Raw genomic sequence first — 26,368 nt, forward strand, 5'->3', positions numbered from 1 at the left:
CGGCCCGTCGTACGACGGCCCCTCGGGGCCGTTCGGGCGGGTCCGGGTACGGCGATCGAAGCGAGGTGCGATGAGGATCGACGGTTCCGGGACACTGCGCGCCGGTTGCGTGCTCTGCCCCAACCCAGGCCCGATGACGCTGGAGGGCACCAACACCTGGGTCCTGCGTGAACCGGGCGCGCGCGGGGTGATGGTCGTCGATCCGGGCCCCCACGACGAGCGCCACCTGGAGCGGGTGGCGCGGATCGTGCAGGAACAGGGCGCCCAGGTCCAGATGGCCGTGGTGACGCACCGGCACTTCGACCACGCCGAGGGTTCCCGGTACTTCTCCGAACTGACCGGTGCGCCCGTGCACGCGGTGGACCCGCAGGTGCGGGTGGGCGGCGCGGGCCTGGAGGACGGTCAGCTGCTCGACGTGGACGGCCTGGAGGTCCGGGTCATCGCCACGCCGGGGCACACCGACGACTCGGTCTGCCTGCTCGTCGAGGCCGACAGCGCCATCCTGACCGGGGACACCATCCTGGGACACGGCACGACGGTGATCGACGGTGACGACGGCCTGGCCCCCTACATGGACTCGCTGTACCGCCTCCGGGGCCTGGTGGAGGAATACCAGGTGCGGACGCTGTTGCCGGGGCACGGGCCGATCCTGACCTCGCCGACGGCCGCACTGACCTCCTACATCGACCACCGTGAGGCGCGTCTGGCGCAGGTGCGGGACGCGGTGGCGGCCGGAGCGGCGGAGGTCGGGGAGATCATCGACCGCGTCTACCCCGACGTCGTGGAGAGCGTCCGCCCGGCCGCGGCCTCCTCGGTCCGGGCGCAGCTGCGCTACCTGGCGGTCAAGGGCGAGCTCCCCGAGGGATTCGTGGAGTAGGTCCCGCGTCCCCGGGGCGTGCGGGCCAGGAGTCCACGTGCCCCGGAGCCCGCGTGGCCGGGAGCCCGCGTGGCCGGGAGCCCCCGCGGCCGGGAGCCCGCGTCGGCCCGGAGAGCGCCTGAGAGGCCCCTGAAAGCGCTGCGGCCGCCACCCCGGAGGGCGGCGGCCGCACAGCGTCTGTGGTTCTGCTGAGGCGTCTCTAGCGGGCGCGACGGCGCATGCGCTCGACGTCCAGCAGGACCACGGCCTTGGCCTCGATCCGCAGCCAGCCGCGCAGGGCGAACTCGGCGAGGGCCTTGTTGACCGTCTCACGGGAGGCGCCCACCAGCTGGGCCAGCTCCTCCTGGGTGAGGTCGTGGTGCACGTGCAGGCCGTCGTCGCCCTCCTTGCCGAACTTGTCGGCGAGTTCGAGCAGGGCCTTGGCCACGCGGCCGGGCACGTCGGTGAAGACCAGGTCGGCCATCACGTCGTTGGTCCGGCGCAGTCGGGCGGCCAGCGACTTGAGCAGCTGGAGGCCCACCTGCGGGCGGCTGGACAGGAAGGGCCGCAGGTCGTCGTGGCCGAGCCCGGCGAGCACGGAGTCGGTGACGGCCACGGCGCTCGCGGTGCGCGGGCGCGGGTCGAACAGCGACAGCTCTCCGAACATCTCGCTGGGGCCGAGCACGCCCAGCAGGTTCTCGCGACCGTCCACGGCCGTGCGGGTCAGCTTCACCTTCCCGCTGAGGATCACGTACAGGCGGTCGCCCTCGTCACCCTCGTTGAACAGGGTCTGACCGCGACCGAGACGCACCTCGTTCACCGAGGAGCGGAGCGCGGCCGTGTCCTCCTCGTCCAGCGCCTCGAACAGAGGGGCCTTCCGGAGCACCTCGTTGATCTCGTCCACACGTCCTCCTAAAACCTGACCGTCAACAGTGTGACGTATATCGCAACCGGGTGGGAAACCAGTTCGTTACCACGGCTAGTCCGCCGGGAGACAACGTGCCCACAACAGCCGACGTCAGCCCATGCGATCCTAGTCGTTGCCGACTTGGGTCACGGCGTGTCCGCGCCGTACGACCGGACATTGGTTACATAATCTCGGTCACCAGTCGAAACGTCGGCACGCGACCGAATTCCGACACCGGTGTGAGTCGACCCGGACGTGCCCCCACGACCGGACGCCTACCCTGTGACGATGTCCCACACTCCAGAGCCCCGTCACACCGCGTCCGAGGAGGGCGCGGCCGTGCCGGAGAACGCCACGCCCACCGGGGAGAGCCGACTCGCGCTGGTCCGCCGCGCTCGGAAGATGTACCGGGAGCTCTCGGAGCTGTATCCGGACGCCCACGCCGAACTGAACTTCACCACCCCGCTGGAGCTCCTGGTCGCGACGATCCTGTCCGCGCAGTGCACGGACAAGCGGGTCAACCTGGTCACCCCGGCGCTCTTCGCGCGCTACCCCGACGCCGAGGCCTACGCGTCGGCCAGGCGCGAGGAGCTGGAGGAGATGATTCGTTCGACGGGGTTCTTCCGGGCCAAGGCCAACAGCCTGTTGGGGCTGGGCCAGGCCCTGTGCGAACGACACGGCGGCGAGGTCCCTGGAAACCTCGCCGACCTGGTCAAACTACCCGGTGTAGGACGAAAAACCGCAAACGTACTGCTCGGTAACGCCTTCGATGTGCCGGGGATCACCGTGGACACCCACTTCGGCCGACTGGTCCGGCGATTCGGGTGGACCGACGAGGAGGACCCGGTCAGGGTCGAGCACGCCGTCGGCGAACTCTTCCCCTCCAAGGACTGGACGATGCTCTCCCACCGGGTGGTGTGGCACGGCCGCCGCGTGTGCCACGCCCGCAGGCCCGCCTGCGGCGCGTGCGGCGTGGCCCGCTGGTGCCCGTCCTTCGGGGAGGGGCCCACGGACACCGAGACCGCCACCAAACTGCTCCGGATGCGCTCCTTCGCCTGACCGGCCAGGACCCGAAGACGCGGGCATGGGTCCCGGCAGTTTGTACCCTGAATCACGTGAGTGCGCGCACACCGGCTCCCGAGGCGTCCGCACCCGTACAGATGTCGGCGTGACAACCCCCGGAACAGGTTCCCAGCGAATGAACTCGACCCCGCTCTGGCTGTCCGCGCTCGCGGACGACGCCCGGACGATGCCGGTGCCCAAGCCGATGCGCCCGCCGGAGCGGGGTGGCCGCGAGTCCGCCGTGCTCATCCTCTTCGGGGAGACCGACAGGGGACCCGACCTCCTGCTCATCCAGCGCAACGACGGGCTGCGCCGCCACGCGGGCCAGCCAGCCTTCCCCGGCGGGCGGATCGAACCCACCGACGCCTCACCCGAGGCCGCCGCGCTGCGCGAGGCCGAGGAGGAGACCGGTGCCGTCCCCGCGGGGATCGACGTGGTCGGCCGCCTCCCCGAGCTCTACCTGAGCTTCAGCGACTTCCGGGTCGCCCCCATCCTCGGCTGGTGGCGAGAGCCCTCCGAGGTGCGCGCCGCCGACGCCGGGGAGGTCGCCGCGGTGGCCCGCGTCCCCGTCGCCGACCTCGCCGACCCGGCGAACAGGGTCAAGGTCCGCTACGGGGGAGGCCCCATGTGGGGTCCGGGGTTCCGGGTGGACGGCATGCTCGTGTGGGGTTTCACGGGAGCGATCATCGACAGCCTGCTCGTTCTCGGGGGATGGGAACTTCCCTGGCGTGACAGGGGTCTAACAGACGTGTTCGAAGCCACCCCGCAGGGACTCCGCCCGGTCGGGTAACGCTCACTTCTTGGAGGGCATCCGTGCTCGACGCGGTCCTGGTCATCCTGTTGCTGCTCTTCGCGGTGACCGGCTACCGGCAGGGGTTCATCGTCGGCGTCTTCAGCTTCGTCGGCTTCATCGGCGGCGGGATCGTCGCGGCGCTCACCGCGCCCGGGCTCATCCAGGAGTGGGTGGCCGACCCCGGGCGCCAGGCCCTGCTGGCCATCGCCGTGGTGTTCCTCTCCGCGGCCCTGGGCCAGTTCCTCGCCTCCTACCTGGGCACCATGGTGCGCAACAAGGTCACGTGGGACTCGGCGCGCGTCGTGGACGCGCTCGGCGGCGCGGTGGTCAGCGGGATCTCGGTGCTGCTGGTCGCCTGGTTCATCGGCAGCACGGTGGCCAACTCGGCCCTGCCGTACGTGTCCCAGCAGGTCAAGGAGTCACGCATCCTCCAAGCGGTGGACTCGCTGATGCCGGACGCCGCGCATCAGGGCTTCTCGACCTTCCGTCGGGTGGTGGACCAGAGCGCCTTCCCGCAGGTGTTCAGCGGCCTCGGCACGGGCGAACTCGCCGAGGTGGACCCGCCCGACCCCGACGTCCTCACCACGCCGGAGCTCATCGAGTCCAGCCGCAGCGTGGTCAAGGTGCTCGGCACGGCCCCCTCCTGCCAGCGGAGGGTGGAGGGCACCGGCTTCGCCTACGGGCAGGACCGCATCATGACCAACGCCCACGTGGTCGCCGGGGTCACCGAGGACCTGCGCGTGGTCACCCGGGACGGACACCAGCTGGAGGCCACCCTGGTGCTGTTCGACGCCCAGCAGGACCTGGCCGTGCTGCACGTGCCCGGGATGGACCTGGAGCCCCTGGACTTCAACGATGAGGCCGCTCAGGGCGACGACGCCGTCGTGGCGGGCTTCCCGCGCAACAGCGGGTTCACCGCCGTCCCGGCGCGCATCCGCGCCAAGCAGACCGCGCAGGGCTCGGACTTCTACCACGCGCAGCAGGTGAGCCGGGAGATCTACCAGGTCCGTGCGGTGGTGCGCCCCGGCAACTCCGGTGGCCCGCTGCTCGCCCCCGACGGCACCGTGTACGGAGTGGTCTTCGCCGCGGCCACCAACGAGGACGAGACCGGCTACGTGCTGACCGCCGACGAGGTCGCGGCCAACGCCGAGGAGGGGCTGACCGCCCTCGCGGAGGTCTCGTCCCAGACCTGCGACTGACGCGGGTCGGGGCCCGAGCCCCGAGGACGACGAAGGGGCGCCTCCCGGTCCGGGAGGCGCCCCTTCGTGACGTGAAGCCTAGTTCGAGCTCGGGTTCTGGGTCTGGTCCGCGTGGAGCGGCCAGCTCATCCGGACCACCGTGCCCGATTCCTCGGGTTCGATGCTCACCTCGTCCGCGAGGCCGGTGATCACCGCCAGGCCGAGGCCGGGGGAGAAACCGGAGATCCCGCCGGGAGGGGTGTCCTCGCCGTCCAGGAAGAGGCCGTCGAGCAACGGCTCCAGGTGGTGTGTCGTCTCCTCGGTGTCCTTCGCGGGTGCACGGTCGGAGACGACCACCTCGAAGCGTCGTGTCGCGCTCCCGTTGGAGCCCGGCGTCGGGTTCGAGGCGTCGGTACGGGGGTCCGTCACCGGATCGGGTCCGCTGCCGTCGATCAGTTGGAGCTGGATCGGCTGCGTGGGGCAGTGCAGCTTGTGCGCCGCGACCGCCCGTGAGCAGGCCTCACCGACCGCCAGCCTGATCTCGTCGATCGCGGAGGCGGCGATGCCCGCCCGACGCGCGACGGTCGCGGCCATGAGCCGAGCCGTGCGCACGTGGGCCGGGAGCGCGCTGATCGTGAGCGTGATGGTTGCCATCGCTCGCTCTGGGTTACTTCGACGAACGCTTGTCGATGGCTTCCTGCACAGAGCCGTGGATACCGAACACCTTGGTCAGTCCGGTGATCCGGAAGATCTTCAGAATCCGCTCCTGGGTGCAGACCAGGTCCAGGGTCCCGTCGTGAGCACGGACCCGCTTCAACCCGCCCACAAGCACACCGAGGCCCGTCGAGTCCAGGAACTCCACCTTCTCCATGTTGACCACGAGGTGGAAGTTGCCCTTGTTGACCAGGTCGATCAGCAGCTCGCGGAGCCGGGGCGCGGTATAGACATCGATCTCACCCTCAACGACGACGATCTCGGTGTCGCCCTCGGTGTAATGATCAAGCTTCAAATCCACAAGTCCTCCAGCGCCGAACCGCGAAATATCGCGAAGTATCTCTGCCGGGCGTTACCCCACCAGCACGCATTCAACCACGGGTGTCGCTAATGTCTGCCCGCCATGCACGCGCAAACGGCGACCCCGCGCCACTCCTACCCCGGATGACACACTGAAACCGACGTCGAGCGGTGCCCCGAACCTCGGAACGAGGTCGGACGACTCGCGAACGTGTCCAGTGAGGAGGGGACTCGATGAGGCGATCGGAGCCCGCGCTCCCCGGCGTGTGGCGTGACGACACCCGGTACCCGCAGGTCACCCACATCGAGCATGTGGCCCGGAACGCGGGAGTGAGTGGGGACTGGCCTGAGTGGACAGCCCCCCATCTGGTCGAACGACTGGCCGAACGGGGGATCACGGGTCCGTGGTCCCACCAGGCAGCCGCCGCCGACCTCGCACGCTCGGGCCGTGATGTGATCATAGCCACGGGCACCGCCTCGGGGAAGTCGCTCGCCTTCCTTATGCCCGCTGTGGACGCCGTTGACTCAGGAGAAACGGTGCTCTACCTCTCTCCCACGAAAGCGCTTTCCCAGGACCAGCTCAGATGGATTACGGACCTGGGACTTTCGGGCATGCGCGCGGCCGTCTACGACGGCGACACCACCCTCGAGGAGCGCTCCTGGGTGCGCGAGCACGGGAACTACGTCCTGACCAACCCGGACATGCTGCACCACGGCATCCTGCCCCGGCACGGGGCGTGGTCGAGGTTCCTGCGGCGGCTCCGCTACGTGGTGATCGACGAGGCCCACCGGTACCGGGGGGTCTTCGGCTCGCACGTGGCCCAGATCCTGCGGCGTCTGCGCAGGCTGTGCGCCCGCTACCGCTCCGAGCCGGTGTTCGTCCTGGCCTCGGCCACCTCGGGCTCACCCGCCGAGAGCGCCACCCGGCTGACCGGCGTCCCGGTCACCGCAGTGAGCGAGGACGGTTCTCCCCGTCCGGGGATGTCCGTCGCGCTGGTCGAGCCGGAGCTCACCGACCTCACCGGCGAGCACGGTGCGCCGATCCGCCGCACCGCGCCCTCCCAGGCCGCCGAGATGCTCGTCGACCTGGTCCGGGACGGGGTCCGGACCCTGGTGTTCGTGCGTTCGCGCCAGGGCGCGGAGGTGGTCGCGATGAACGCCCAGCGGATGCTGACCGAGAACGGTGAGCACGACCTGGCCGGACGGGTGGCCGCCTACCGGGGCGGATACCTGGCGGGCGAGCGGCGCGAACTCGAGGAGGCCCTGAGGTCGGGGGAGCTCCTCGGCCTGGCCAGCACGAACGCCCTGGAACTGGGTGTGGACATCAGCGGTCTGGACGCCGTGCTCATCGCGGGTTGGCCGGGCACGCTGGCGTCGCTGTGGCAGCAGGCGGGCCGGGCCGGGCGGCGTGGGGAGGACGCCCTGGCGGTGTTCATCGCGCGCGACGACCCCCTGGACACGTATCTGGCCCACCACCCGGAGGCCATTTTCGGGCGCTCCGTGGAGGCGACCGTCCTTGACCCGGAAAACCCGCACATCCTCGGTCCGCACCTGTGTGCGGCCGCTCAGGAGCTTCCGATCACGCGTGAGGACCTCGAACTCTTCGGGGAGACCACCGAGGGGCAACTCGCCGAACTCGTGGACCGTGGCCTGCTGAGGAAGCGCCCGAGGGGTTGGTTCTGGACAAGTCACGAACGGGCAAGCGACCTCGCCGATATCCGTGGTGCGGGTGGGCCTCCGGTCCAGATCGTCGACACCGCCAGCGGACAGCTGCTCGGGGAGATCGACGAGGCGGCCGCGCACGGAACCGTCCACGCCGGGGCGGTCTACCTCCACCGGGGCGCGACCTACCTGGTGGACGACCTTGACCTGGACGAGGGAGTGGCCCTGGTGCACGCGGCCGAGCCGCCCTACAGCACCTGGGCCCGGGACACCACGGACATCACGGTGCGGTCGGTGCTCCGTGAGGAGGCCTGGCCGAGCGGGGCGACTGTCTGCTTCGGCGAGGTCGAGGTGGTCCGCCAGGTGGTGGGCTTCCTCAAACGGGACGTGCGCACCGGCTCCGTCCTGGGCGAACAGCCCCTGGACATGCCCGAACGCACCCTCCAGACCCGCGCGGTGTGGTGGACCCTGCCCCGGGAGGGGGAGGACCGGCTGCGCGGGGAGGACGTCGCGCTCCTGGGCGCCGCGCACGCCGCCGAGCACGCGGCGATCGGCCTGCTGCCCCTGCTCGCCACCTGCGACCGCTGGGACATCGGCGGGGTGTCCACCGCCCTGCACGGGGACACCGGGAAGCTGACGGTGTTCGTCTATGACGGCTACGAGGGCGGCGCGGGGTTCGCCGAACGCGGCTTCGCGGCGGCCCGGGAGTGGCTCGGCGCCACCCGGGCGGCCATCGCCGACTGCGAGTGCGAACAGGGCTGCCCCTCATGCATCCAGTCGCCCAAGTGCGGCACCGGAAACGAACCCCTGAGCAAACCCGGGGCCCTGCGCCTCCTCGACGAGGTGCTGGGAACCGCGAGCCGGGACTGAGCGGGAGTTGTCCACAGGCTGGGGACAACGTCTTCCGCCCGGCCCGGGATGACCGCACTCTGGAAGGACCGGGCGGACGCCCTTCCGCCCGGACCACCAGGGAGGTCCCGTGTTCTCTTCGCCGTGCCCGCTCACCCTCGACCGGGGCATGAGTACCGCCGAGTACGCCGTCGGCACGATCGCAGCCGTGGCCATCGCAGGGGTGCTCTACCTGATCGCCACCAGCGAACCCGTCTCCGCCGCTCTCACCAAGGTCTTCGTCGATGCGCTCCAGCCCCGGCACTGACCACGGCTCCGTGACGATGGAGGCCGCCATGCTGCTTCCCACGCTGATGCTCCTGCTGGCGGTCGCCCTCGGCGGGATCGCCGCCGCCGAGGCCCGGTTGTCCTGCGCCGACGCCGCCCGAATCGGCGCCCGCGCTCTGGCCCGTGGGGAACCACCCGAACGGGCCCGGTCCCTGGCCCTGTCCGCCGCGCCGGACCGGGCCCGCGTCGAACTCTCCGACGGCGATGGAACCGCCCGCGTGACCGTCAGCGCCGAGCTCCGGATCGGCCCTCTCCGCGCCCCACCGATCGGCGTGGGTGCTGAGGCGGCGGTCCCGCTGGAGGCACACGGATGAGCCCGGGACTCGCGGTCGGTTTTCCGGTGGCCGCCCCGGAAGTTCCCAGAGGCAAGGAACGGTCGCCCAGCGATCGAGGATCACCCGTGCCGGGACCGGTGGCCCCTTCGCGCCCACGGAGCTCAGGGGCATGGGGCCCTGCGGACTCGGGGTCGGCAAGCGTCTGGTGGATCTCGCTGAGCCTGGTGCTCTGGTTCCTGGTCCACGCCGTACTCCTCACCGCCACGGCGCGCCTGGACCGGGACCGGGCGGCGACCGCGGCGGACCTCGCCGCGCTCGCGGCAGCGGCCCGGGCACACGAGGGCGCCGAGCCGGTCTGCGTGGTGGCCCGACGAACAGCCGAGGCCAACGGGGCGGTGCTCTCCTCCTGCGAACTGGACGGCCTCACCGTTGAGGTGACCGTCTCCCTTACCGCCTCGGCCCTGCCCCACGAGGTCACCGCGCGCTCCCGGGCAGGGCCGGCTCACGATCCAGGGGAGGCCTGATGGCCGTTCGGAGCCGCGCTTCGGGCCTTCGAGTCTGCTGTACGAGGACTTCGCCAGTTCCCGGGATGGACCGGCCCATGCTCCTGTGGGTGCGTGGTGACCTCGGAAGTGGACTGCCGAACTTCGGTCCGGTCCCCAGCGATCTTCGCCCGGCCTTGGGCAGGACCGGCTCACGATCCGGAGAGGTCTGATGGCTGTTCGAAGGTGAGGCGAGCCTTGGCGCCTGCTGCACGAGGTCACCGCGCGCTCCCGGGCCGGACCGGTCCACGCTCCCGGGGAGGCCTGATGGCCCCGGGAGGAGAGCCCTCGGACGGCCGCGTCGGGACACCGGGGGATTCACAACGGGAACGAACCAGGCCCACCTCTGGCTTGGTAGACCTCCCGGAACTCCGGGTTCGGTCGGGGCGTCCGGCGGCGACCCGCTCCGTCGCCGGATCCTGCCTGTTGGCTGCGGGCGGTCCGTACTCCTGCTCCCGGGGGATCCCGTGGTGAGGCGTCGACCCAACCTTCGAGGTGGGACGGGCCCCGGGCCAGTCGGCCCTCCCACCTCCACACCGGTCCTGTGACACAGGACACGTGCGGGTCCCACGAGAAAAGTCGCCTCCCGATCAAACACACACCCCCTCCACAGACATAGACGGGTGAGAGAACGGGAGGAACGCCGATGCGAGAAGGCCGGGCCGGAGACGAACACTCCGACCGACGCGACTTCAACGCCGTGTTCGAAGAGCACTACGACGCGGTTTACCGCTACGCGCGCCGACGTGTGGGGCCCGACCAGGCCGATGACGTCGCCTCGGAGGCCTTCGCGGTGGCGTGGCAACGCAGGGGGCGGGTGCCCCCGGGCCAGGAACTGCCCTGGCTCTACGCCTGTGCACGCCGGATCAGCCTCGCCCACATGCGCACCGCGCAACGCCAGGGGCTGATCGCCGCGTCACTCGGGCGTGAGACCGACGCCAACCACCACGACGACGCCGACCAGTTCATCGACCGTGCCGGAGCGCTGGCCGCCCTGGCCCGGCTGACGGAGGTCGAACGCGAACTCGTGATGCTCGTGACCTGGGAGGGGCTCGACTGCCGCCAGGCCGCCAGGGTGATCGGCTGCGCCCACGTCACCGCTCGCGGGCGTCTGCACCGGGCTCGAAGAAAACTGACCGCGTACATGAAGGAAGACGCCCCCGCACCCGCTCGGGTCCGCGTCCTGAAGGAGGCCCCGTGGACGACCTGACCGCTCTGCGCAACGCGTTCGAGGGGACCGACCCCGCGAAGGACGTCCGCCCCACCCCCGAGGCCCGACAGCGGGCGCGTGTCGAAGCCATCGCGAAACTGGAGGAACACGAGACCATGGCCCGCCCCCTTTGGAAGCGCATCCCCGTCCTGGCCGCCGGTGCTGCCACCGCAGCCCTCGCCGTGGGCGCTGGTGTGGTCATCCTGCCCGGTGACGACCCTGTTGGTATCCCGCTCGCCTACGCCGCGCAGCCCGAACCCATCGAGGTGACCGGAGGTGACCCGGTGGACGGCACCGAGCCGCTGACGGAGCTGGCCGACGTCACCGAGACGCGCGGCGCGGCCCCCGGTGAGGGCGACGTCGCCTTCGTGTCCACCACCGGCGTGCAGCTGCACCTGCTCACCGCCAACGCCGGTGACGAGGACCCCGACGAGACCTACGGGTACCGGTTCGTTCCCTACGACTGGACGGACTGGGAGGACCTGGAGGGCAACACCCGCCAGGACACCGAACCCAAGCCCCCGCTGGAGACCGGTGGCGAGGAGGCCGACCACGAGTGGTTCCTGGACCAGGGCAGCGAGTCCCACGAGGACACCCAGCACCAGAGCCTGGTGTGGCCCGCCGAGCTGCCCACCGACACCGACGGCATGCTGGAGGTGCTCGCCGACTTCGGGGAGGGCCCGGCCGACGAGTCCCTTCCCGCGGTGGCCAACGCCGTGGACAGGCTCTACGAGTCGCGTCCGCTGTCCGGTGCCGAGGAGGCCGCCGTCCAGCGGGTGTTCGCCGAGGTCGCCGACGTGACCTATCTGGGCACCGCCACCGACACCCTGAACCGTGAGGGTGAGCTGTTCTCCTTCACCGTGGAGGACGACGGCCGGGTGACCGAGGCCCGGTACATGTACGACGCCCAGGACGGCGCGCTGCTCTACCGCGACACCACCCTGCTGGAGGAGGGCCCCGGCTACGGGGACGCCGCCGACTTCGGGCTGGAGTACCCGCTCCTCACCGAGCAGATCGGGTTCGTGTGGTCGGGCTGGGTCGGCGAGATCGGCCAGCGCCCCTGACGTGAGGCGGGTCGCGGCGGACACGGCTCCGCCGCGACCCGCTTCTCAGTGCGCGAGTGCGGCCAGCAGCAGCTCGGCGGCCATGGGCACGATGCCGATCAGCACGAAGGCGGGCAGGAAGCACAGGCCCAGCGGGGCGACGACCAGGACCCCCAGTCTCTCGACGCGCCCGGTGGCGGCGGCTCGGGACCGCCGTCGCAGGTCCCGCACGTGTCGGTCGAGCAGGTCGGCCACGGGAGCACCGGTCTCCGCGGCCCGGGCCAGGTCCTGGCCGACCGCGACCAGGGGTTCGGGCAGAGCGGAGCGCCGCCAGGCCAGGGCTGGCTCGGCGCCCAGCCGCAGCTGGTCCCGCACCACCGACAGCTCCGCGCCCAGGTCGCCGCGTGCCGCTCCGGACACCGCGCCCAGACAGGCGGGGAGCGTCGCCCCGGCCCGGACCCCCGACGCGATCAGGCCGATGAGGACCGGGAGTTCGTCAGTGACCGGCAATCTGCGGGCGAACTCCCCTCTCCTGTGGGTCCGCCACCACAGGTGGGCGCCCACAGCCAGCGCGGCCAGCACGCCCACCCAGCCGAGGAGGGCCGTCAGAAGCGTCGCGGCACCGGCCAGGGCGGCGACGCGCGGCCACGGTCCGCTCCGCCACCTGACGGAACTCCGCTCGCCGGACCGCTGTGGGCGTTCCCGGGTGCCGAGCACCCGCCGGAGCACGTGCGGCCGGTCCGAACCGCACAGGACCCACACCGCCCCCGCCGCGCACAGCACCACCGCCACTTCGAAGAACATCGCTCCTCCTCCCGTGTCCGGCGGACACGATCATTCCTCGCACTCATCGCACTCATCGCACTTGTCGTGCCTGTCGTGCCTGTCGTGCCCGCCACAACCGGCGCACCCGTCGCACCCGCCACACCCGTCGCACCTGCCGCGCCCGTCGCACTTGTTGCACTTGTCGTGCCGACCACACCCACCACATCCGGCGCACCCGTCGTACCTGCCGTACCTGCCGTACCTGCCGCGCCCGTCACACTTGTCGTGCCTGTCGTGCCCACCACACCCGGCGCACCCGGCGCACCCGCCAAACCCGCCGCACCACCCCTCCCGTTCTCCGGCCCTCCAGCCCCCTGCGGACTCTCCTCCTCCGGTCCCTCCGACAGGCACGGACGTCCAATCGGCGGAGCGGCCCCTCACGGCTCCGGCCCCGCCCCCGGGAACGGCGCGCATCAGACGGTCGCCCGTCGGTGTTCGGGTCCAGGGACGGAGCGAACCTCGGGCTCGTCGGGGGTTGGCCCACTTCGCCGTGGGTCACCTCACCGCTCCTCGGACCATGCGCAGGGTCCACCAGGCGCCCACCAGATCGAGCAGCACACCGACGCCCAGGCACAGCAGTCCCACGGGCGTGGTGAACAGGAACACCAGCGGTGAACCACCCAGCCCCGCCGACATCGCCATCCCGACCAGTGGCAGCCCCGACAGCACCAGGGCGGTGGTGCGCGGACCGGCGGTCCGCGCCCACACCTCGGCCCGCTGCTCCTCGCGTTCGGTCAGACTCTCCGCCAGCTCGTCCACCACCCCGGCCAACCCGGCGCCGGTCTCCGACGCCACCTCCCAGCAGGCCGCCAGGTAGGCGAGCGCCCACAGGTCCGCGTCCTGCTCGGCCGCTCTGCGGAGGGAGGCCACGTCCGACACCGCGCCGACCAGTGGTCCGGTCTCCAGCACCGCGACCCGCAGAGCCGTCTCCGGGGGCTGCCCGGAGCGGAGCTCGGCCGCCATCACCCGGCAGAGCTGGACCACCGCCCACCGCCGCTCGGCTGCCTCGTTCCGGCGGTTGAGCAGGGCGCGGAGCGGTGCCAGGGAGGGTCGGGGGAGTGGACCGCGCGGGCGCCGTGGCACGAGGTCCGCCAACCGGTACCAGCCGGTGCGGGGCACCGACCAGGCCAGGGCGGCCGCCAGAGCGAACACCACCAGGAGGGTCACCGCCGCCACCCCCGGCCCAGGCGGGCGGCCACCTCCTCGGCTCCGAGGTGCTCGTGTCTGCGCCCGTCCGCGGTGAAGGCCACCGCCGGTTCGGCCCGCACCAGCCCGGAGGGCTCCCGCCGCAGGACCCTCACCTCGGAGAGGCGGCGCCCACAGTGGTCCCTCACCAGGTGGACCACCAGGACCCCGGTGGCGGCGAGCTGGCTGTGCACCGCGCCCCGGCTGAGCCCGGCGGCGCACCCCATCGCCTCCACCCGGGCGGGCACCTCCTCGGCCCCGTTGGCGTGGAGGGTGCCCGCGCCGCCTCGGTGGCCGGTGTTGAGGGCTCCGAGCAGCGAAACGATCTCCGGACCGCGCGCCTCACCGACCACCAGCCGGTCCGGGCGCATCCGCAGCCCCTGCCGGACCAGGGTCTCCAGGGAGACCTCCCCGCTGCCCTCGATGTTGGCTGGCCGGGTCTGGAGGCGCACCACGTGCGGGTGCTCGGGGCGCAGTTCGGGGGAGTCCTCGGCGAGCACGATCCGCTCCTCCGGGTCCACCAGTGACAGCAGGGAGGAGAGCAGCGTGGTCTTCCCCGTCCCTGTGCCGCCGCTGACCAGGAAGGGCTCACGGTGGGAGACGAGGGCGCGCAGCAGGTCCGCGCCGGAGGGGGTGAGGGTGCCGCTGGCGGTCAGCTCCCGGAGGCCGAACACCCTCCGGGGCGGTATCCGCAGGGAGAGGCAGGCTCCCTCGGGGGCGATCGGCGGCAGCACCGCGTGCAGCCGGGCCCCGTTGGGCAGGCGGGCGTCCACGTAGGGCGCGGCCGCGTCCAGGCGGCGGCCCGCCTGGAAGGCGAGCCGCTGGGCGAGCCTGCGCACCTCGTCCTCGGACGCGAAGCGCACGTCCCTGACCCGGCGCAGACCCTCCCCGGAGTCGACCCAGACCTGGTCCGGGCCGTTGACCAGGACGTCGGTGACGTCCGAGGTGAGCAGCTCCTCCAGGGGCCCGGCGCCGGACAGGTCGGCGGCCAGCCGACGGGTCATCGCGAGCAGCTCGCGGTCGCCCAGGGCACCGCCCTCGGAGCGGATCGCGGCGGCGACGTTGGCGGGGGTGACCGGCGCGCCGGAGGCCACGAACCGGTCGCGGACCCGGTCCAGCACACTGTTCACTTGTGGTGTGCCCGGGGTGTCGGACGGAGTCGGCGCGCGGTTGGTGAGTCGGTCCCAGACGGCGTTCACCGCGCCTCCCGTTCGGTGACGAGGGAGCCCACGACCTGGTCCGCGTAGCGTGCCAGCGGGGACCGGGGGTGCCTGGCGGGGACCTCACCCACGCGGAGCACTCGGGACAGGCCCGGTTCCGGTGGCAGGTCGGCGCCGAGCTCCACACCGAGGGTCGTGGTGACCACCCCGGTGGACAGGCCGCCCCTGGTGCCGCGCACCACCGCCCGCACCCGTGTCGTCTCCTGCCGCAGGCGGTGGGTCATGCGCGCGGCGGACACCACCGAGTGCACGTCGGCGGGGACCACCACGAGCACGAGGGTGGAGTGGTTGAGGAAGACGGTGGTGCCCGGGTCGAAGCAGCGGGGCAGGTCCGTCACCACGAGGTCGGTGCCCCTGCGCGCGGAGTCCAGGGCGGCCCGCGCGGCCCCGACCGGCAGCGGGTGACCCTGTTCGGCGCCGTTGCCCCGGGCCCAGGTGAGCACGTCCACCCGGCCGACCCTGGGCAGGCCGTCGCGCAGTGTGCGCCAGGGAACCCGGCCGCGTTGTCGGAGCAGGTCCGCCCATCCGGTCTGGGCCGCCGGGTCGGCGTGGTCGCAGCCCAGGTAGATGTCGGGCCCGCAGCCCAGGGGGTCGGCGTCGAGCAGGGCCGTGGCCAGGCCCGCCCGCTCACCGGCGAGGGACAGGGCGACCGACAGCAGGCTGGCTCCGGCTCCGCCCCGGCCGCCGACGACAGACACCACGGGAGCGGGGGAGCGGTCGGAGACGGAGGAGAAGAGGTCGACGAGGGCCGACTCGTCCCTGGGCAGCAGATAGACGCCGTCGCCGCGGGTGTCCCCGGTGCCGTGGGCGACCACCGCGACGCGGGGGTGGGGTGGGGGCCCGGCCGCGCGCAGGGCGTGGTCCAGGTCGCGGCCGACCACGACGAGCGGGGAGCGGCCCCAGGCGCGCAGGGCCTGGTCGGGGTCGGGGGCGACGGTGACCTCGGTGGCGGCCGCGGCCGTCAGCCGGAGGAGGTCGTCGAGGAGGGCGGGGTCTGCGGTGGCGATCAGGGTGCGCTGCGGGACGTCCATCGGACCTTCCGGGAAGGGCGGGAACCTGCCCTTTCGACCTTCGCCGAACCGGGGGCGCGGCGGAAGCCACCGTTTCGGATCTGTGGATAACCCGGTGCGGTGTCGCGGAACGGTCGGGGTCCGACTGAGGAGGAGGCGGCGGAGGCCGGATCCTGCCCCACCCGGCGGGCGGGACACACGTACGGGGGCTGTCGTGTGTCCCGGCCCGTCAGGTGAGACGGAGCGGAGGACGTCGAGCGGCCCCCACAGGGGGAACTGGGGGCCACTCGGTTCCGGCCTCGGGGGGACAGGCCGGAGTCCGCTCTCCGGGGAAGGGTCCGTCGGGAGCGCTGGCGTGAACACGCGGGACCCCGTGTGAGGTGTCCGGGTTCGTGCTTCTCGCGAGGAACGACGGCGACACAGTTCCGCAGGCGCAATGTCCGTATTGGCGGCTTGTGTCCATAAAGACAGTAAGCCCGGATTTTCGGCCCGTCGCAGTCGACCCTTCGCGCAACTCCGGAACAGACGCTATCACGGGACACTGTCTATGAGTTCGGGAATCCAACAGAAAAACTCCGCCCCACCACCTTTTCGAAGAAGGGTCCTCGGCCTGCAAACAAAGGAGAGGGTGGCTCTGGTCCGAGGTGAGGTACGGGTCGAGAAGCCGCGTTCCGTCGGCCATCACAGGGCCTGCCCAGGTTTGACGGAGCCACGTTTTACCAGGTGGGGCCACTTGTGGTGATGTCCGCTAACTCGCTCCGGCACATCAGAAACGGCACCCCGGACGGTCATCTGGAGTGCCGTTCGCATGCACGTGCATGTGCGTGAGCAATCAGGAAACATTCGCGCACGGTCAGCGTGATCGAAACGAGACGCGTTCGCGTTACTACTTGTTGGTAAATCAACGAAGTGGGTGAACTGCCGAATATCCGAGGGCGCCCCGAAGTGCGGTATGAACGAACACTGTTCGGTCTCCGCCTCGGGATCACCCGCGCTTGAGTGCCTCACACGTGGCGAGGGAGTCCTGTGCGCCGGCCCGTACCGCGTGGCAGCAGTACGCGACCCACGCGGCCACGCCCTCGGCGGTGCCGGCCATGTACCCGCGCAGCGCCGGGGCGTACTCGTCCCTCAGCGTCTGGTGGCCCAGCTCGGACGTGACCAGGGACTTGGGGTCCAGGCCCCGCTCCACCAGGGTCAGCCGCTCGGCGGCGCGCGCCACCAGCCCGTCCCCCCAGCCGAACGGCCGGATCGCCATCAGCTCACCGTGCACCAGCGCCGACGTCACCAGGGCCGGAACGCTCGTGCGCGCGCCCAGCAGCGCGTACAGGCCCTCAAGGCGAGCCGATGCCTCCGCCGCGCTCGGCGCCGGACCCAGGTCGAGCGGGTCCTCGACCCGCTCACCCTCCAAGCGGGGTCGGCCCAGGGCGTCCTCGGACACCGCGTCCGCCGCGGCCAGCGTGTGCAGTCGCGCCAGCGCCTGCCGAGGGGCCTGGGGCCAGGTGTCCACCATCGTGCCCAGCTCACCCCCGATACGGAGCGCGCCCTTGATCCGGGTGTCGTACACGTGGCCCTCGCGGATCTCGTCCATCGAGACCTCGGCGCCCTCCAAAGCGGCCGACGCGCACGCGCCCCGCAGTGAGGACTCCATGGACACGTCGCTGCTCCGACGGCGCAGGATGCGGTGTCCCAGCAGCCTGTCGACCAGGGTCCGCGTCTCGTTCACCGCGTCGCTCACCCCGGGGAGGCCGGCGATCCGGGACAGTGGGTCGGACAGGGATGCAGAAGTCGATTCGCTCACGGAAGCCAACACTACGCGTCGGTAACACCGTGCGCTCCACGGCCCGCACCGGTCCCACAGGGACCGCTCGTCGCGGACCGGTGACCGTTCGCCGACCGTTCGTCGCGCGCCCGCGCCGCGCCGCCGCTGGACGCGGACCCGGCTGTTCCCCCGGTATGGACCACATGATTAGTCTGGACCCAAAGCCAACGTAAGGAGAATCACAGTGGCCGACAGCACTCCCCCGAGCCAGGAGACACTGTCCAACCTTCTCCACGAGACCAGGAGTTTCCCGCCGCCGGCGGACCTCGCCGCGAACGCCAACGTCAAGGCGGACGCCTACGACGTGGCCGACGGTGACCGCCTGGGCTTCTGGGAGGAGCAGGCCCGGAGGCTCCAGTGGGAGCGGACCTGGGACACCGTCCTGGACTGGAAGCCGCCCTACGCAGAGTGGTTCGTCGGCGGGCAGATCAACGCCTCCGTCAACTGTCTGGACCGGCACGTGGAGGCCGGGATCGGTGACCGCGTCGCCCTCCAGTGGGAGGGGGAGCCCGGCGACACCCGCGCCATCACCTACGCGGAGCTCAAGGACCAGGTGTGCCAGGCGGCCAACGCCCTCACCTCGCTCGGCGTGACCAAGGGCGACCGCGTCGCCATCTACATGCCGATGATCCCCGAGACCGTCGTGGCCATGCTCGCCTGCGCCCGCATCGGCGCCGTGCACATGGTCGTCTTCGGCGGCTTCTCCGTCGACGCCCTCGGCCAGCGCCTCGACGACAGCCAGGCCAAGCTCGTCATCACGGCGGACGGCGGCTACCGGCGCGGCAAGCCCAGCGCCCTCAAGCCCGCCGTCGACGGCGCCGTCGCTGACCGCCCCGCCGTCGAGAACGTCCTCGTCGTGCGCCGCACCGGCCAGGACGTCGAGTGGAACGAGCGCGACGTGTGGTGGCACGACGCCGTCGAGACCGCCAGCACCGAGCACACCCCCGAGGCGCACGACGCCGAGCACCCGCTGTACATCATGTACACCAGCGGCACCACGGCGAAGCCCAAGGGCATCCTGCACACCACCGGCGGCTACCTCACGCAGGCCTCCTACACCCACTGGGCGGTCTTCGACCTCAAGCCGGAGACCGACGTCTACTGGTGCGCCGCCGACATCGGCTGGGTGACCGGCCACTCCTACATCGTCTACGGTCCGCTCTCCAACGCGGCCACCGTCGTCATGTACGAGGGCACCCCGGACACCCCGCACAAGGGCCGCTTCTGGGAGATCATCGAGAAGTACAAGGTCACCATCGCCTACATGGCGCCCACGGCGATCCGCACCTTCATGAAGTGGGGCGACGAGATCCCCGCCGAGTACGACCTGTCCAGCCTGCGGGTCATCGGCTCGGTCGGCGAGCCCATCAACCCCGAGGCCTACATGTGGTACCGGGAGAACATCGGCGGCGGCAACACCCCGGTCGTCGACACCTGGTGGCAGACCGAGACGGGCGCGATCATGGTCAGCCCGCTGCCCGGCGTCACCTCCGGCAAGCCCGGAGCGGCCATGCGCGCCATCCCGGGCGTCGTCGCGGACGTCGTGGACGACCAGGGCGCATCCGTCCCGGACGGCGAGGGCGGCTTCATCGTCATCCGCGAGCCGTGGCCCTCCATGCTGCGCGGTATCTGGGGCGACGACCAGCGCTACAAGGACACCTACTGGTCGCGCTTCGAGGGCCTCTACTTCCCGGGCGACGGGGCCAAGAAGGACGAGGACGGCGACATGTGGCTGCTCGGCCGCGTGGACGACGTCATGCTCGTCTCCGGCCACAACATCTCGACCACCGAGGTGGAGTCGGCCCTGGTAGCCCACCCGAAGGTCGCCGAGGCGGCCGTCGTGGGCGCCGTCGACAAGGTGACCGGCCAGGCCATTGTCGGCTTCGTCATCCTGCGGGGCGGTGCCGAGGAGGTCCCGGCGGACCTGGTGCAGGAACTGCGCAACCACGTCGGCAACTCGCTCGGCCCCATCGCCAAGCCGGCCCGGCTCCTCGCGGTTCCCGAGCTGCCCAAGACCCGTTCCGGCAAGATCATGCGCCGACTGCTGCGCGACATCGCCGAGGAGCGCGAGATCGGTGACACCTCGACCCTCACCGACTCGTCGATCATGGACGTGATCGCCAAGCAGCTGCCCTCCGCCAAGAAGGGCGACTGAACGGTCTGACCGCCCGACGGCGCGCGCACTCGCCGCGCCGCCGTCCGGCCCGGACACCACGGCGCCCCGTCCCTTCCGAAGGGACGGGGCGCCGTTCCCGCTCACCCACGTGACGAAACCGAAGCCCCGGGTTTTGCGTGCCGTGAGAGACACGGGTGGGAGGGCATGTGCGAGGATGCGGAGGATCATCCGCGTGTACGGACCGAGAGAAGGGAACCCCCACGATGGTGGACAAGCCGGGTACCGGTCGACCTGGCACTGCCAGCGACTCCGACCGTTCCATCGGTGAGCTGGTCTCCGACGCCACCGACAACCTCTCCCGCATCGTGCGGCTGGAGCTCAGGCTCGCCAAGCTCGAGGCCAAGGCCGACGCGACGAGGATCGGTAAGAGCGTCGGCGAGTTCGGGGCCGCGGCCTTCGTCCTCCACCTCGTCCTGATCCTGTTCTCGGTCACCGCGGGACTCTTCCTCGCCGAGGTCGCCGGGTGGGCCTTCTGGCTCTCCTTCCTGACCGTCACCGGCTTCTACCTCCTGATCGCCGCCGTCCTCATCCTGGTCGCCGTGATCAACCTGCGCCGCCGCCAGGGCCTGGCCCGCACGGCGCTCACCACCTCCCGGCTCATGGGCATCCTGCGCGGCGAGATCCGCCCGCCCGGGAACGGGTCGGTCGAGGCCGCCTCGGACAGCGAGGCGCCCGAACCCGCCGGCCGTTAGTCTCCGGTGCTGGACGACTCGGCCGCCTATGTCGACGGCCCCTGGACCCACCGGACGGTCAGTGCCGCCGGTGCCCGGTTCCACGTGGCCGAGCTCGGTGAGGGTCCCCTCGTCCTCCTCCTGCACGGGTTCCCCCAGTTCTGGTGGGCCTGGCGCACCCAGCTGACCGGCCTGGCCGAGGCCGGGTACCGGGCCGTCGCGGTCGACCTGCGCGGTTACGGAGCCAGCGACAAGACACCGCGCGGCTACGACCTCGTGGGGCTGGCCCAGGACATGGCGAGCCTGGTGCGCGCGCTCGGAGCGGCGGACGCCGCCGTGGTCGGCCACGGGGTCGGCGGACTGGTGGGCTGGACCATGACCGCCCACCACCCCGGTGCGGTCCGTGCCCTGGCGGCGGTGTCCGCGCCCCACCCCCGCCGCGCCGCACGTGTCCTGTTCTCCGGAGGGCCTGGCACCCCGCACATGCTCCGCGCCCAGGTGCCGGTCCTGCCCGAGCACCGCCTCCTCGCCGACGGCTGCGTCCGGGTGGGCGAACTCCTGGACTCCTGGTCCGCCCCCGGCTGGCCGGACCGGGAGACGGAGGAGCGCTACCGCCTCGCGTTCGCCATCCCGAAGGTCTCGCACTGCTCGCTGGAGTACCACCGTTGGATCTTCCGGTCGCGGTTTCGCGCGGACGGGTTCAGGTACGCCAGGAGCATGCGCCGCCCGGTGCGGGTTCCCGTCCTCCAGCTGCACGGTGCCCTGGATCCGGTGTGCCCGCCCGGGACGGCCCGCTCCTCCGAGCGGTTCGTCCGTGGCCCCTTCCGGTGGGTGGAGGTGGCCGGCGCCGGACACTTCCCGCACGAGGAGCGCCCGCGCGAAGTGGAACGCGCTCTCGTAGGGTGGTTGCGGGAAGTCGACGGTGGGATCGGCGTCGCCGGGGAACGGGGCGTCGACGGCGAACGGCGGTGAGGAACGTATGACCAGGGGATCCCGACCCGGGGCGGACGGCGTCCGCGATCGCAACGAGTCCGGGCAGGCGCAGAACCAGCGCCCGCGTGACCGCTACGGCCGTCCGATGCCGCACGGCAGCGCCGGTGAGGTCGACCGGGTGCCCGACGACGCGGAGTTCACCGTGGAGGAGGGTGTCGCGGAGGCGCAGCTCCTGCTGGACGGCGGCTTCGCGTTCACTGCCCACGAGGTGCTCGAAGCGGTCTGGAAGTCCGCGCCGGAACCGGAGCGGGAGCTGTGGCGGGGCCTCGCGCAGACGGCCGTCGGCGTCACCCACGCCCAGCGCGGCAACAGGGTGGGTGCCGCCCGGCTGCTCAGGCGCGGCGCGGACCGCGTGGAGGCCTTCGGGCCGGAGGCGCCCCACGGTGTCGACGTGGACGGAGTGGCCGCGTTCGCACGAGGGCTGGCCGACGATCTCGACTCCGGCAGGGCGACCTCGGGGGACGGGATCGACTCCGCGGGGATGCGGTTGCTCCGCGCGTAGTTCCGCTCGGACCGAAACCCCTTTCTCCGCCCTTCTCAGAGAGGAGTCCACCGCCTCGCGCGGGCGTTCCGTGCGTGACACCGCACGCGAACGCGGGCCTGATGTTGTGCGCGGGGCTGATGGGTGGGATGAGGCCAAAGGGACAACTTCCCTGTTCCTGGCTTTATGTGTACTTTAACGTTAACATCGAGTTAACGTGTTATGCGAGGCTATGCAAGCCCAATAATGTCACTAAAGGCATTTATCCGATTCCCAGGATCACCGTGAGATCACATCTTTAATCTCTCTTGGGCAAATGCCGAACCGGCTCTCTGCTTTATTCCCTTCCGTGCGTAGAATCCCCGGATCACCGTCCGCGCGTGCGTGACTGCGGGCGGCGTTCACCACACAGGAAGGTGGCACCGCTTCGACCCCGGCAAGCGTGCCGTCGAGCCAGTTCAGGAGCCTTACGGACGGCGGTACGTCCACGGCGGTGCGCGGCACCGGAGCCCACGAGGCCCGACGTCCCGCGCGCCTTCGAACAGGGGCCGAAAAGGACGTGCCCGTCTCAAGGAGGACGGATTGTCTGGGCTCAACCTCGCCACAGGAAGTGGCATGGCACTGGCACTGGAGGGTCGGGACCTCACACTCGTCATCCTCGTCATGGTGGTCGCGCTTTTGGCGCTCGCCGTCGCGGGGATGCTGGTTCGTGAGGTACTCGCCGCCGGCCAGGGCACCGAGCGAATGCGCAACATCGCGGTCGCGGTACAGGAAGGAGCCGCGGCCTATCTGAAACGGCAGTTCCGCACCCTCGCGGTGTTCGTCGTCGCCATTCCCCTTCTCCTGCTGCTGCTCCCGGCCGACACATGGGCCATCGCGGTCGGCCGGTCGGTCTTCTTCGCCCTCGGCGCGCTGCTCTCGGCCGCCACCGGGTTCATCGGCATGTGGCTCGCGGTACGCGGCAACGTCCGGGTGGCGGCCGCCGCCCGGGGAGGAACGGAGAGCGACAACCACACCGCCATGCGGATCGCCTTCCGCACCGGCGGCGTCGCGGGCATGATCACCGTGGGCCTCGGCCTGTTCGGTGCCGCGCTCGTCGTCCTCCTCTACCGGGGAGACGCCCCCATCGTCCTGGAGGGCTTCGGCTTCGGCGCCGCCCTCCTCGCGATGTTCATGCGTGTCGGCGGCGGCATCTTCACCAAGGCCGCCGACGTCGGTGCCGACCTCGTCGGCAAGGTCGAACAGGGCATCCCCGAGGACGACCCGCGCAACGCGGCCACCATCGCGGACAACGTCGGCGACAACGTCGGCGACTGTGCGGGCATGGCGGCCGACCTCTTCGAGTCCTACGCCGTGGTGCTGGTCGCCTCGCTCATCCTCGGCCGTGTCGCCTTCGGCACCGAGGGTCTGGTCTTCCCGCTGCTGGTCCCGATGATCGGTGTCCTCACCGCCATCATCGGCATCTTCATCGTGGCGCCCAGGACCCGGGACCGGAGCGCGATGACCGCGATCAACCGGGGCTTCTTCATCTCCGCCGCGATCTCCGCCGTCCTTGTCACGGCCACCGCCTTCTGGTACCTGCCCAGCAGCTTCGAGCAGATGTCCGGGGTCAGCGACACCGTCCTGCAGGAGATCTCCGACGCCGGGACCAACCCCGACCCCAGGTTCATCGCGGTCGCGGCCGTCCTCATCGGCCTCGTGCTCGCCGCCGCCATCCAGCTGCTCACCGGCTACTTCACCGAGACCGACAAGCGTCCGGTCAGGGACATCGGGGAGAGCTCGCAGACCGGTGCGGCCACCGTCATCCTGTCCGGCATCTCCGTCGGCCTGGAGTCGGCCGTCTACTCGGCACTGCTCATCGCCGGCGCCGTGTACGCCGCCTTCCTGCTGGGCGGCGGGTCCATCACCCTGAGCCTGTTCGCCGTCGCCCTCGCGGGCACGGGACTGCTCACCACGGTCGGCATCATCGTCGCGATGGACACCTTCGGCCCGGTCTCCGACAACGCCCAGGGCATCGCCGAGATGTCCGGGGACGTCGAGGGCAAGGGCGCCGAGATCCTCACCGGCCTCGACGCGGTCGGCAACACCACCAAGGCCATCACCAAGGGCATCGCGATCGCCACAGCGGTCCTGGCCGCCACCGCCCTCTTCGGTGCCTTCCGCACCTCGGTCCAGGAACGCCTCGGGGACACGGAGGTCTTCTCCCTCTCCCTGGACCAGCCCGACGTGCTCGTCGGGGTCATCATCGGCGCCAGCGTCGTGTTCTTCTTCTCCGGTCTGGCGATCATGGCCGTCGGCCGCGCCGCCCAGCGTGTGGTCCTTGAGGTGCGCAACCAGTTCCGCACCCGCCCGGGGATCATGGACGGCACGGAGAAGCCCGAGTACGCGCGGGTGGTCGACATCTGTACGAAGGACTCGCTGCGGGAGCTGGTCACCCCCGGCCTCCTCGCGGTCCTGGCACCCATCGCGGTCGGCTTCGCCTTCGGGTACGCCCCGCTCGGCGCCTTCCTGGGCGGCGCGATCGCCGCGGGCGTGCTGATGGCGGTGTTCCTGTCCAACTCGGGCGGCGCCTGGGACAACGCCAAGAAGCTCGTGGAGGACGGCCACCACGGTGGCAAGGGTTCCGCCGCCCACGAGGCGACCGTCATCGGCGACACGGTCGGCGACCCCTTCAAGGACACCGCCGGACCGGCCATCAACCCGCTGCTCAAGGTGATGAACCTCGTCGCCCTGATCGTCGCGCCCAGCGTGGTGATCTACGCGGACAACGTCGCCCTGCGGGTCGCGGTCACCGTGGTCGCGGTCGGCGTGCTGGTCGGTGCCGTCCTGTGGTCGAAGAACCGGGGGTCGGGCACCGAGACCGACCTCGCCGAGACCGGCGGGGCCTCCGCTCCCAAGGGCGCCCCGGAGGCCGGAGACGGATCCGTCTCCGGTGGCGGGGACCAGGGCGCGGACGCCGTGAGCGGTGACGTCGCCGACCCGGCCAACGAGGACGGCGGACCCAGGGAGGAGGCCCGGGCGGGGGAGACCAACCAGGGCTGAGACCCGGACCGGAGCACCTGACCGGACCCCACCCCCACTGAGTACGAGGGGTGGGAAGGCCGGCGGGGGCGAGGCCGGTCCGATGCGATGGCGCGGCCGTCCGGGGAGACCCGGGCGGCCGCGCCGCGTCCTGGGGTGAGGGCGCCGCACCGGTCCGCGGGGGCGCACCTAACCTGAGGGAACGCGTCCGTGCGGTACCCGGCGGAGCGGTCAGTCAGCAGGGGTAGCCGGAGTCGAAGGAGTTGGCCTTGTCCGGGATGAAGGGTTTGTTGGTCATCGTGGGGGCGATGGTGGGCTTCATGGCCCTGCTCGCCATCGTCGCGACGGTGTTGACGCCATGAGCCGCACACTGCTGCTCATGCGCCACGCACAGGCGGAGGACGGTCACGGGGGCACCGACCACGAGCGCGCGCTCACCGATCTGGGCAGGGAACAGGCACGGCGGGCGGGAGTGCTGCTCGCCGAGCTCGGGCACGCACCGGACCACGTGATCTGCTCGACGGCCAGGCGCACCCGGCAGACACTCGACGGAGTCCTCGGAGCCATGGACCCGACCGGAGGGCGCGGGACCGCCGTCGACTACTCGGAGGACGCCTATCTCGCAGGGGTGGACCAGCTCCTGGAGCTGATCAACCAGGGGGACGCGGACGCCGCCACGCTCCTGGTGGTCGGGCACAACCCGACCATCGCCCAGGTGGCCGCGTCCTTCGTGGGCCCCGAGGCCCTCACGGCGTACTCCCCGGGGACGGTGGCGGCGGTGTCACTGGAGGTGGAGTGGTTGTACGCGGCCCCGGGAACGGGCGGCGGGAGCATCCTCAACTGATGTGACCCGCGTCATGCGCAGAACCGTTTGCGCGACCCCGGGCCGAGGGGTAATGTTCTCCGAGTCGCCTCCGACCGGCCCAAGGCCGCAAGGGGGGATCAGGATCTTCTCGATCGAAACGAACACGGGTTCTCCGTGGGCGTGATCAGATCTTCGAGTCAGACAATCTCCGAAACACACCGGTTCGAGCACTGCTCCGGCCATGTAAACTCGGAGAGTCGCTTCAAGGAAACGAACAAAGGCCGCAAGGTCGGAACTCGGGACCTAACGAAGCAAAGCGGGCTTTACCCCGATCTCGTGTTTAGCGGAAACGCTGCCACAAACCGCCGATTTGGCGGGGCGCGGAACACCTGATAAAGTAAAGACACAACGAAGCGGAAACGCAAAAAGCCTTCTCCGGAAGAG

General features: G+C 71.0%; 24 protein-coding genes. 16 read left to right on the plus strand and 8 right to left on the minus strand.

Features of this window, described 5'->3' with window-relative positions; all coding sequences use genetic code 11:
- The first annotated feature begins 70 nt into the window (after positions 1–70).
- The gene (locus tag KBX21_RS19730; protein ID WP_210842885.1) at positions 71–877 is read left to right on the plus strand and encodes an MBL fold metallo-hydrolase; all 807 of its coding nucleotides are present in this window, start codon (positions 71–73) and stop codon (positions 875–877) included.
- Positions 878–1,076: 199 nt separating this feature from the next.
- Here KBX21_RS19730 and KBX21_RS19735 read toward each other — a convergent pair whose 3' ends face one another.
- Complete coding sequence (locus KBX21_RS19735) at positions 1,077–1,751, minus strand: Crp/Fnr family transcriptional regulator (protein ID WP_187294582.1); 675 nt, start codon at positions 1,749–1,751, stop codon at positions 1,077–1,079.
- Positions 1,752–2,165: 414 nt separating this feature from the next.
- Between KBX21_RS19735 and nth the strand changes: the two genes are divergently transcribed.
- From nth to KBX21_RS19750, 3 genes are all read left to right on the plus strand, one after another.
- The gene (gene nth, locus KBX21_RS19740; protein ID WP_049579303.1) at positions 2,166–2,822 is read left to right on the plus strand and encodes an endonuclease III; all 657 of its coding nucleotides are present in this window, start codon (positions 2,166–2,168) and stop codon (positions 2,820–2,822) included.
- Between the two features lie 139 nt (positions 2,823–2,961).
- Positions 2,962–3,615 carry a CoA pyrophosphatase gene (locus tag KBX21_RS19745; protein ID WP_017546682.1) on the plus strand — a complete coding sequence of 218 codons (654 nt, stop codon included), beginning with the start codon at positions 2,962–2,964 and terminating at the stop codon, positions 3,613–3,615.
- A gap of 23 nt (positions 3,616–3,638) precedes the next feature.
- Complete coding sequence (locus KBX21_RS19750) at positions 3,639–4,817, plus strand: MarP family serine protease (RefSeq protein ID WP_049579283.1); 1,179 nt, start codon at positions 3,639–3,641, stop codon at positions 4,815–4,817.
- A gap of 78 nt (positions 4,818–4,895) precedes the next feature.
- Here the strand turns inward: KBX21_RS19750 and KBX21_RS19755 are convergent, their stop codons facing one another.
- Entirely contained in the window at positions 4,896–5,450 is a 555-nt protein-coding gene (locus KBX21_RS19755; protein WP_049579281.1) for an ATP-binding protein, read from the minus strand.
- A gap of 13 nt (positions 5,451–5,463) precedes the next feature.
- The gene (locus tag KBX21_RS19760) at positions 5,464–5,811 is read right to left on the minus strand and encodes an STAS domain-containing protein (protein WP_026117083.1); all 348 of its coding nucleotides are present in this window, start codon (positions 5,809–5,811) and stop codon (positions 5,464–5,466) included.
- 233 nt (positions 5,812–6,044) lie between these two features.
- On the opposite strand from KBX21_RS19760, the gene KBX21_RS19765 reads away from it, so the two are divergent.
- The 6 genes from KBX21_RS19765 to KBX21_RS19790 all read left to right on the plus strand — a co-directional run bounded on the left by KBX21_RS19765 (position 6,045) and on the right by KBX21_RS19790 (position 11,739).
- Positions 6,045–8,342, plus strand: coding sequence for a DEAD/DEAH box helicase (locus KBX21_RS19765; RefSeq protein ID WP_210842887.1), 2,298 nt, complete (start codon positions 6,045–6,047; stop codon positions 8,340–8,342).
- Between the two features lie 109 nt (positions 8,343–8,451).
- Positions 8,452–8,628: a DUF4244 domain-containing protein gene (locus KBX21_RS19770; protein WP_234004182.1), complete on the plus strand. Its 177-nt coding sequence runs from the start codon at positions 8,452–8,454 to the stop codon at positions 8,626–8,628.
- Positions 8,606–8,962 carry a TadE family type IV pilus minor pilin gene (locus KBX21_RS19775; RefSeq protein ID WP_156208166.1) on the plus strand — a complete coding sequence of 119 codons (357 nt, stop codon included), beginning with the start codon at positions 8,606–8,608 and terminating at the stop codon, positions 8,960–8,962. Before KBX21_RS19770 ends, KBX21_RS19775 begins: the two co-directional genes overlap by 23 nt.
- 98 nt (positions 8,963–9,060) lie before the next feature.
- The gene (locus KBX21_RS19780) at positions 9,061–9,447 is read left to right on the plus strand and encodes an Rv3654c family TadE-like protein (RefSeq protein ID WP_210842939.1); all 387 of its coding nucleotides are present in this window, start codon (positions 9,061–9,063) and stop codon (positions 9,445–9,447) included.
- A gap of 664 nt (positions 9,448–10,111) precedes the next feature.
- The gene (locus KBX21_RS19785) at positions 10,112–10,675 is read left to right on the plus strand and encodes an RNA polymerase sigma factor (protein WP_049579275.1); all 564 of its coding nucleotides are present in this window, start codon (positions 10,112–10,114) and stop codon (positions 10,673–10,675) included.
- Positions 10,663–11,739: a CU044_5270 family protein gene (locus tag KBX21_RS19790; RefSeq protein ID WP_210842889.1), complete on the plus strand. Its 1,077-nt coding sequence runs from the start codon at positions 10,663–10,665 to the stop codon at positions 11,737–11,739. The genes KBX21_RS19785 and KBX21_RS19790 overlap by 13 nt, the downstream gene beginning before the upstream one ends.
- A 45-nt stretch (positions 11,740–11,784) precedes the next feature.
- Here the strand turns inward: KBX21_RS19790 and KBX21_RS19795 are convergent, their stop codons facing one another.
- The 5 genes from KBX21_RS19795 to KBX21_RS19815 form a co-directional block, all read right to left on the minus strand.
- On the minus strand, positions 11,785–12,522 hold the full coding sequence (locus KBX21_RS19795; protein WP_210842891.1) for a type II secretion system F family protein: 738 nt from the start codon (positions 12,520–12,522) through the stop codon (positions 11,785–11,787).
- Between the two features lie 516 nt (positions 12,523–13,038).
- Entirely contained in the window at positions 13,039–13,719 is a 681-nt protein-coding gene (locus KBX21_RS19800) for a type II secretion system F family protein (RefSeq protein WP_210842899.1), read from the minus strand.
- Positions 13,707–14,849 carry a TadA family conjugal transfer-associated ATPase gene (locus KBX21_RS19805; protein WP_374225736.1) on the minus strand — a complete coding sequence of 381 codons (1,143 nt, stop codon included), beginning with the start codon at positions 14,847–14,849 and terminating at the stop codon, positions 13,707–13,709. Before KBX21_RS19805 ends, KBX21_RS19800 begins: the two co-directional genes overlap by 13 nt.
- Before the next feature lie 74 nt (positions 14,850–14,923).
- Positions 14,924–15,979 (minus strand): septum site-determining protein Ssd, encoded by a 1,056-nt coding sequence (ssd, locus tag KBX21_RS19810; protein ID WP_049579309.1) that lies wholly within the window; start codon positions 15,977–15,979, stop codon positions 14,924–14,926.
- A gap of 964 nt (positions 15,980–16,943) precedes the next feature.
- The gene (locus KBX21_RS19815; protein ID WP_210842904.1) at positions 16,944–17,756 is read right to left on the minus strand and encodes an oxidoreductase; all 813 of its coding nucleotides are present in this window, start codon (positions 17,754–17,756) and stop codon (positions 16,944–16,946) included.
- Between the two features lie 205 nt (positions 17,757–17,961).
- Between KBX21_RS19815 and acs the strand changes: the two genes are divergently transcribed.
- From acs to KBX21_RS19845, 6 genes are all read left to right on the plus strand, one after another.
- The gene (gene acs / locus KBX21_RS19820) at positions 17,962–19,932 is read left to right on the plus strand and encodes an acetate--CoA ligase (protein ID WP_210842906.1); all 1,971 of its coding nucleotides are present in this window, start codon (positions 17,962–17,964) and stop codon (positions 19,930–19,932) included.
- Between the two features lie 224 nt (positions 19,933–20,156).
- Positions 20,157–20,645, plus strand: a complete 489-nt coding sequence (locus KBX21_RS19825; RefSeq protein ID WP_210842914.1) for a phage holin family protein — start codon at positions 20,157–20,159, stop codon at positions 20,643–20,645.
- 6 nt (positions 20,646–20,651) lie between these two features.
- Positions 20,652–21,596 carry an alpha/beta fold hydrolase gene (locus tag KBX21_RS19830; RefSeq protein ID WP_210842916.1) on the plus strand — a complete coding sequence of 315 codons (945 nt, stop codon included), beginning with the start codon at positions 20,652–20,654 and terminating at the stop codon, positions 21,594–21,596.
- A gap of 7 nt (positions 21,597–21,603) precedes the next feature.
- Positions 21,604–22,119 carry a DUF309 domain-containing protein gene (locus KBX21_RS19835; protein WP_210842918.1) on the plus strand — a complete coding sequence of 172 codons (516 nt, stop codon included), beginning with the start codon at positions 21,604–21,606 and terminating at the stop codon, positions 22,117–22,119.
- A gap of 594 nt (positions 22,120–22,713) precedes the next feature.
- Positions 22,714–25,140, plus strand: coding sequence for a sodium-translocating pyrophosphatase (locus tag KBX21_RS19840; protein WP_210842920.1), 2,427 nt, complete (start codon positions 22,714–22,716; stop codon positions 25,138–25,140).
- Positions 25,141–25,477: 337 nt separating this feature from the next.
- Positions 25,478–25,963 carry a histidine phosphatase family protein gene (locus tag KBX21_RS19845; protein ID WP_210842929.1) on the plus strand — a complete coding sequence of 162 codons (486 nt, stop codon included), beginning with the start codon at positions 25,478–25,480 and terminating at the stop codon, positions 25,961–25,963.
- Positions 25,964–26,368: the final 405 nt, after the last annotated feature.

Origin of the sequence: Nocardiopsis sp. B62, assembly GCF_018070675.1 — a bacterium.
GTDB lineage: Bacteria > Actinomycetota > Actinomycetes > Streptosporangiales > Streptosporangiaceae > Nocardiopsis > Nocardiopsis prasina.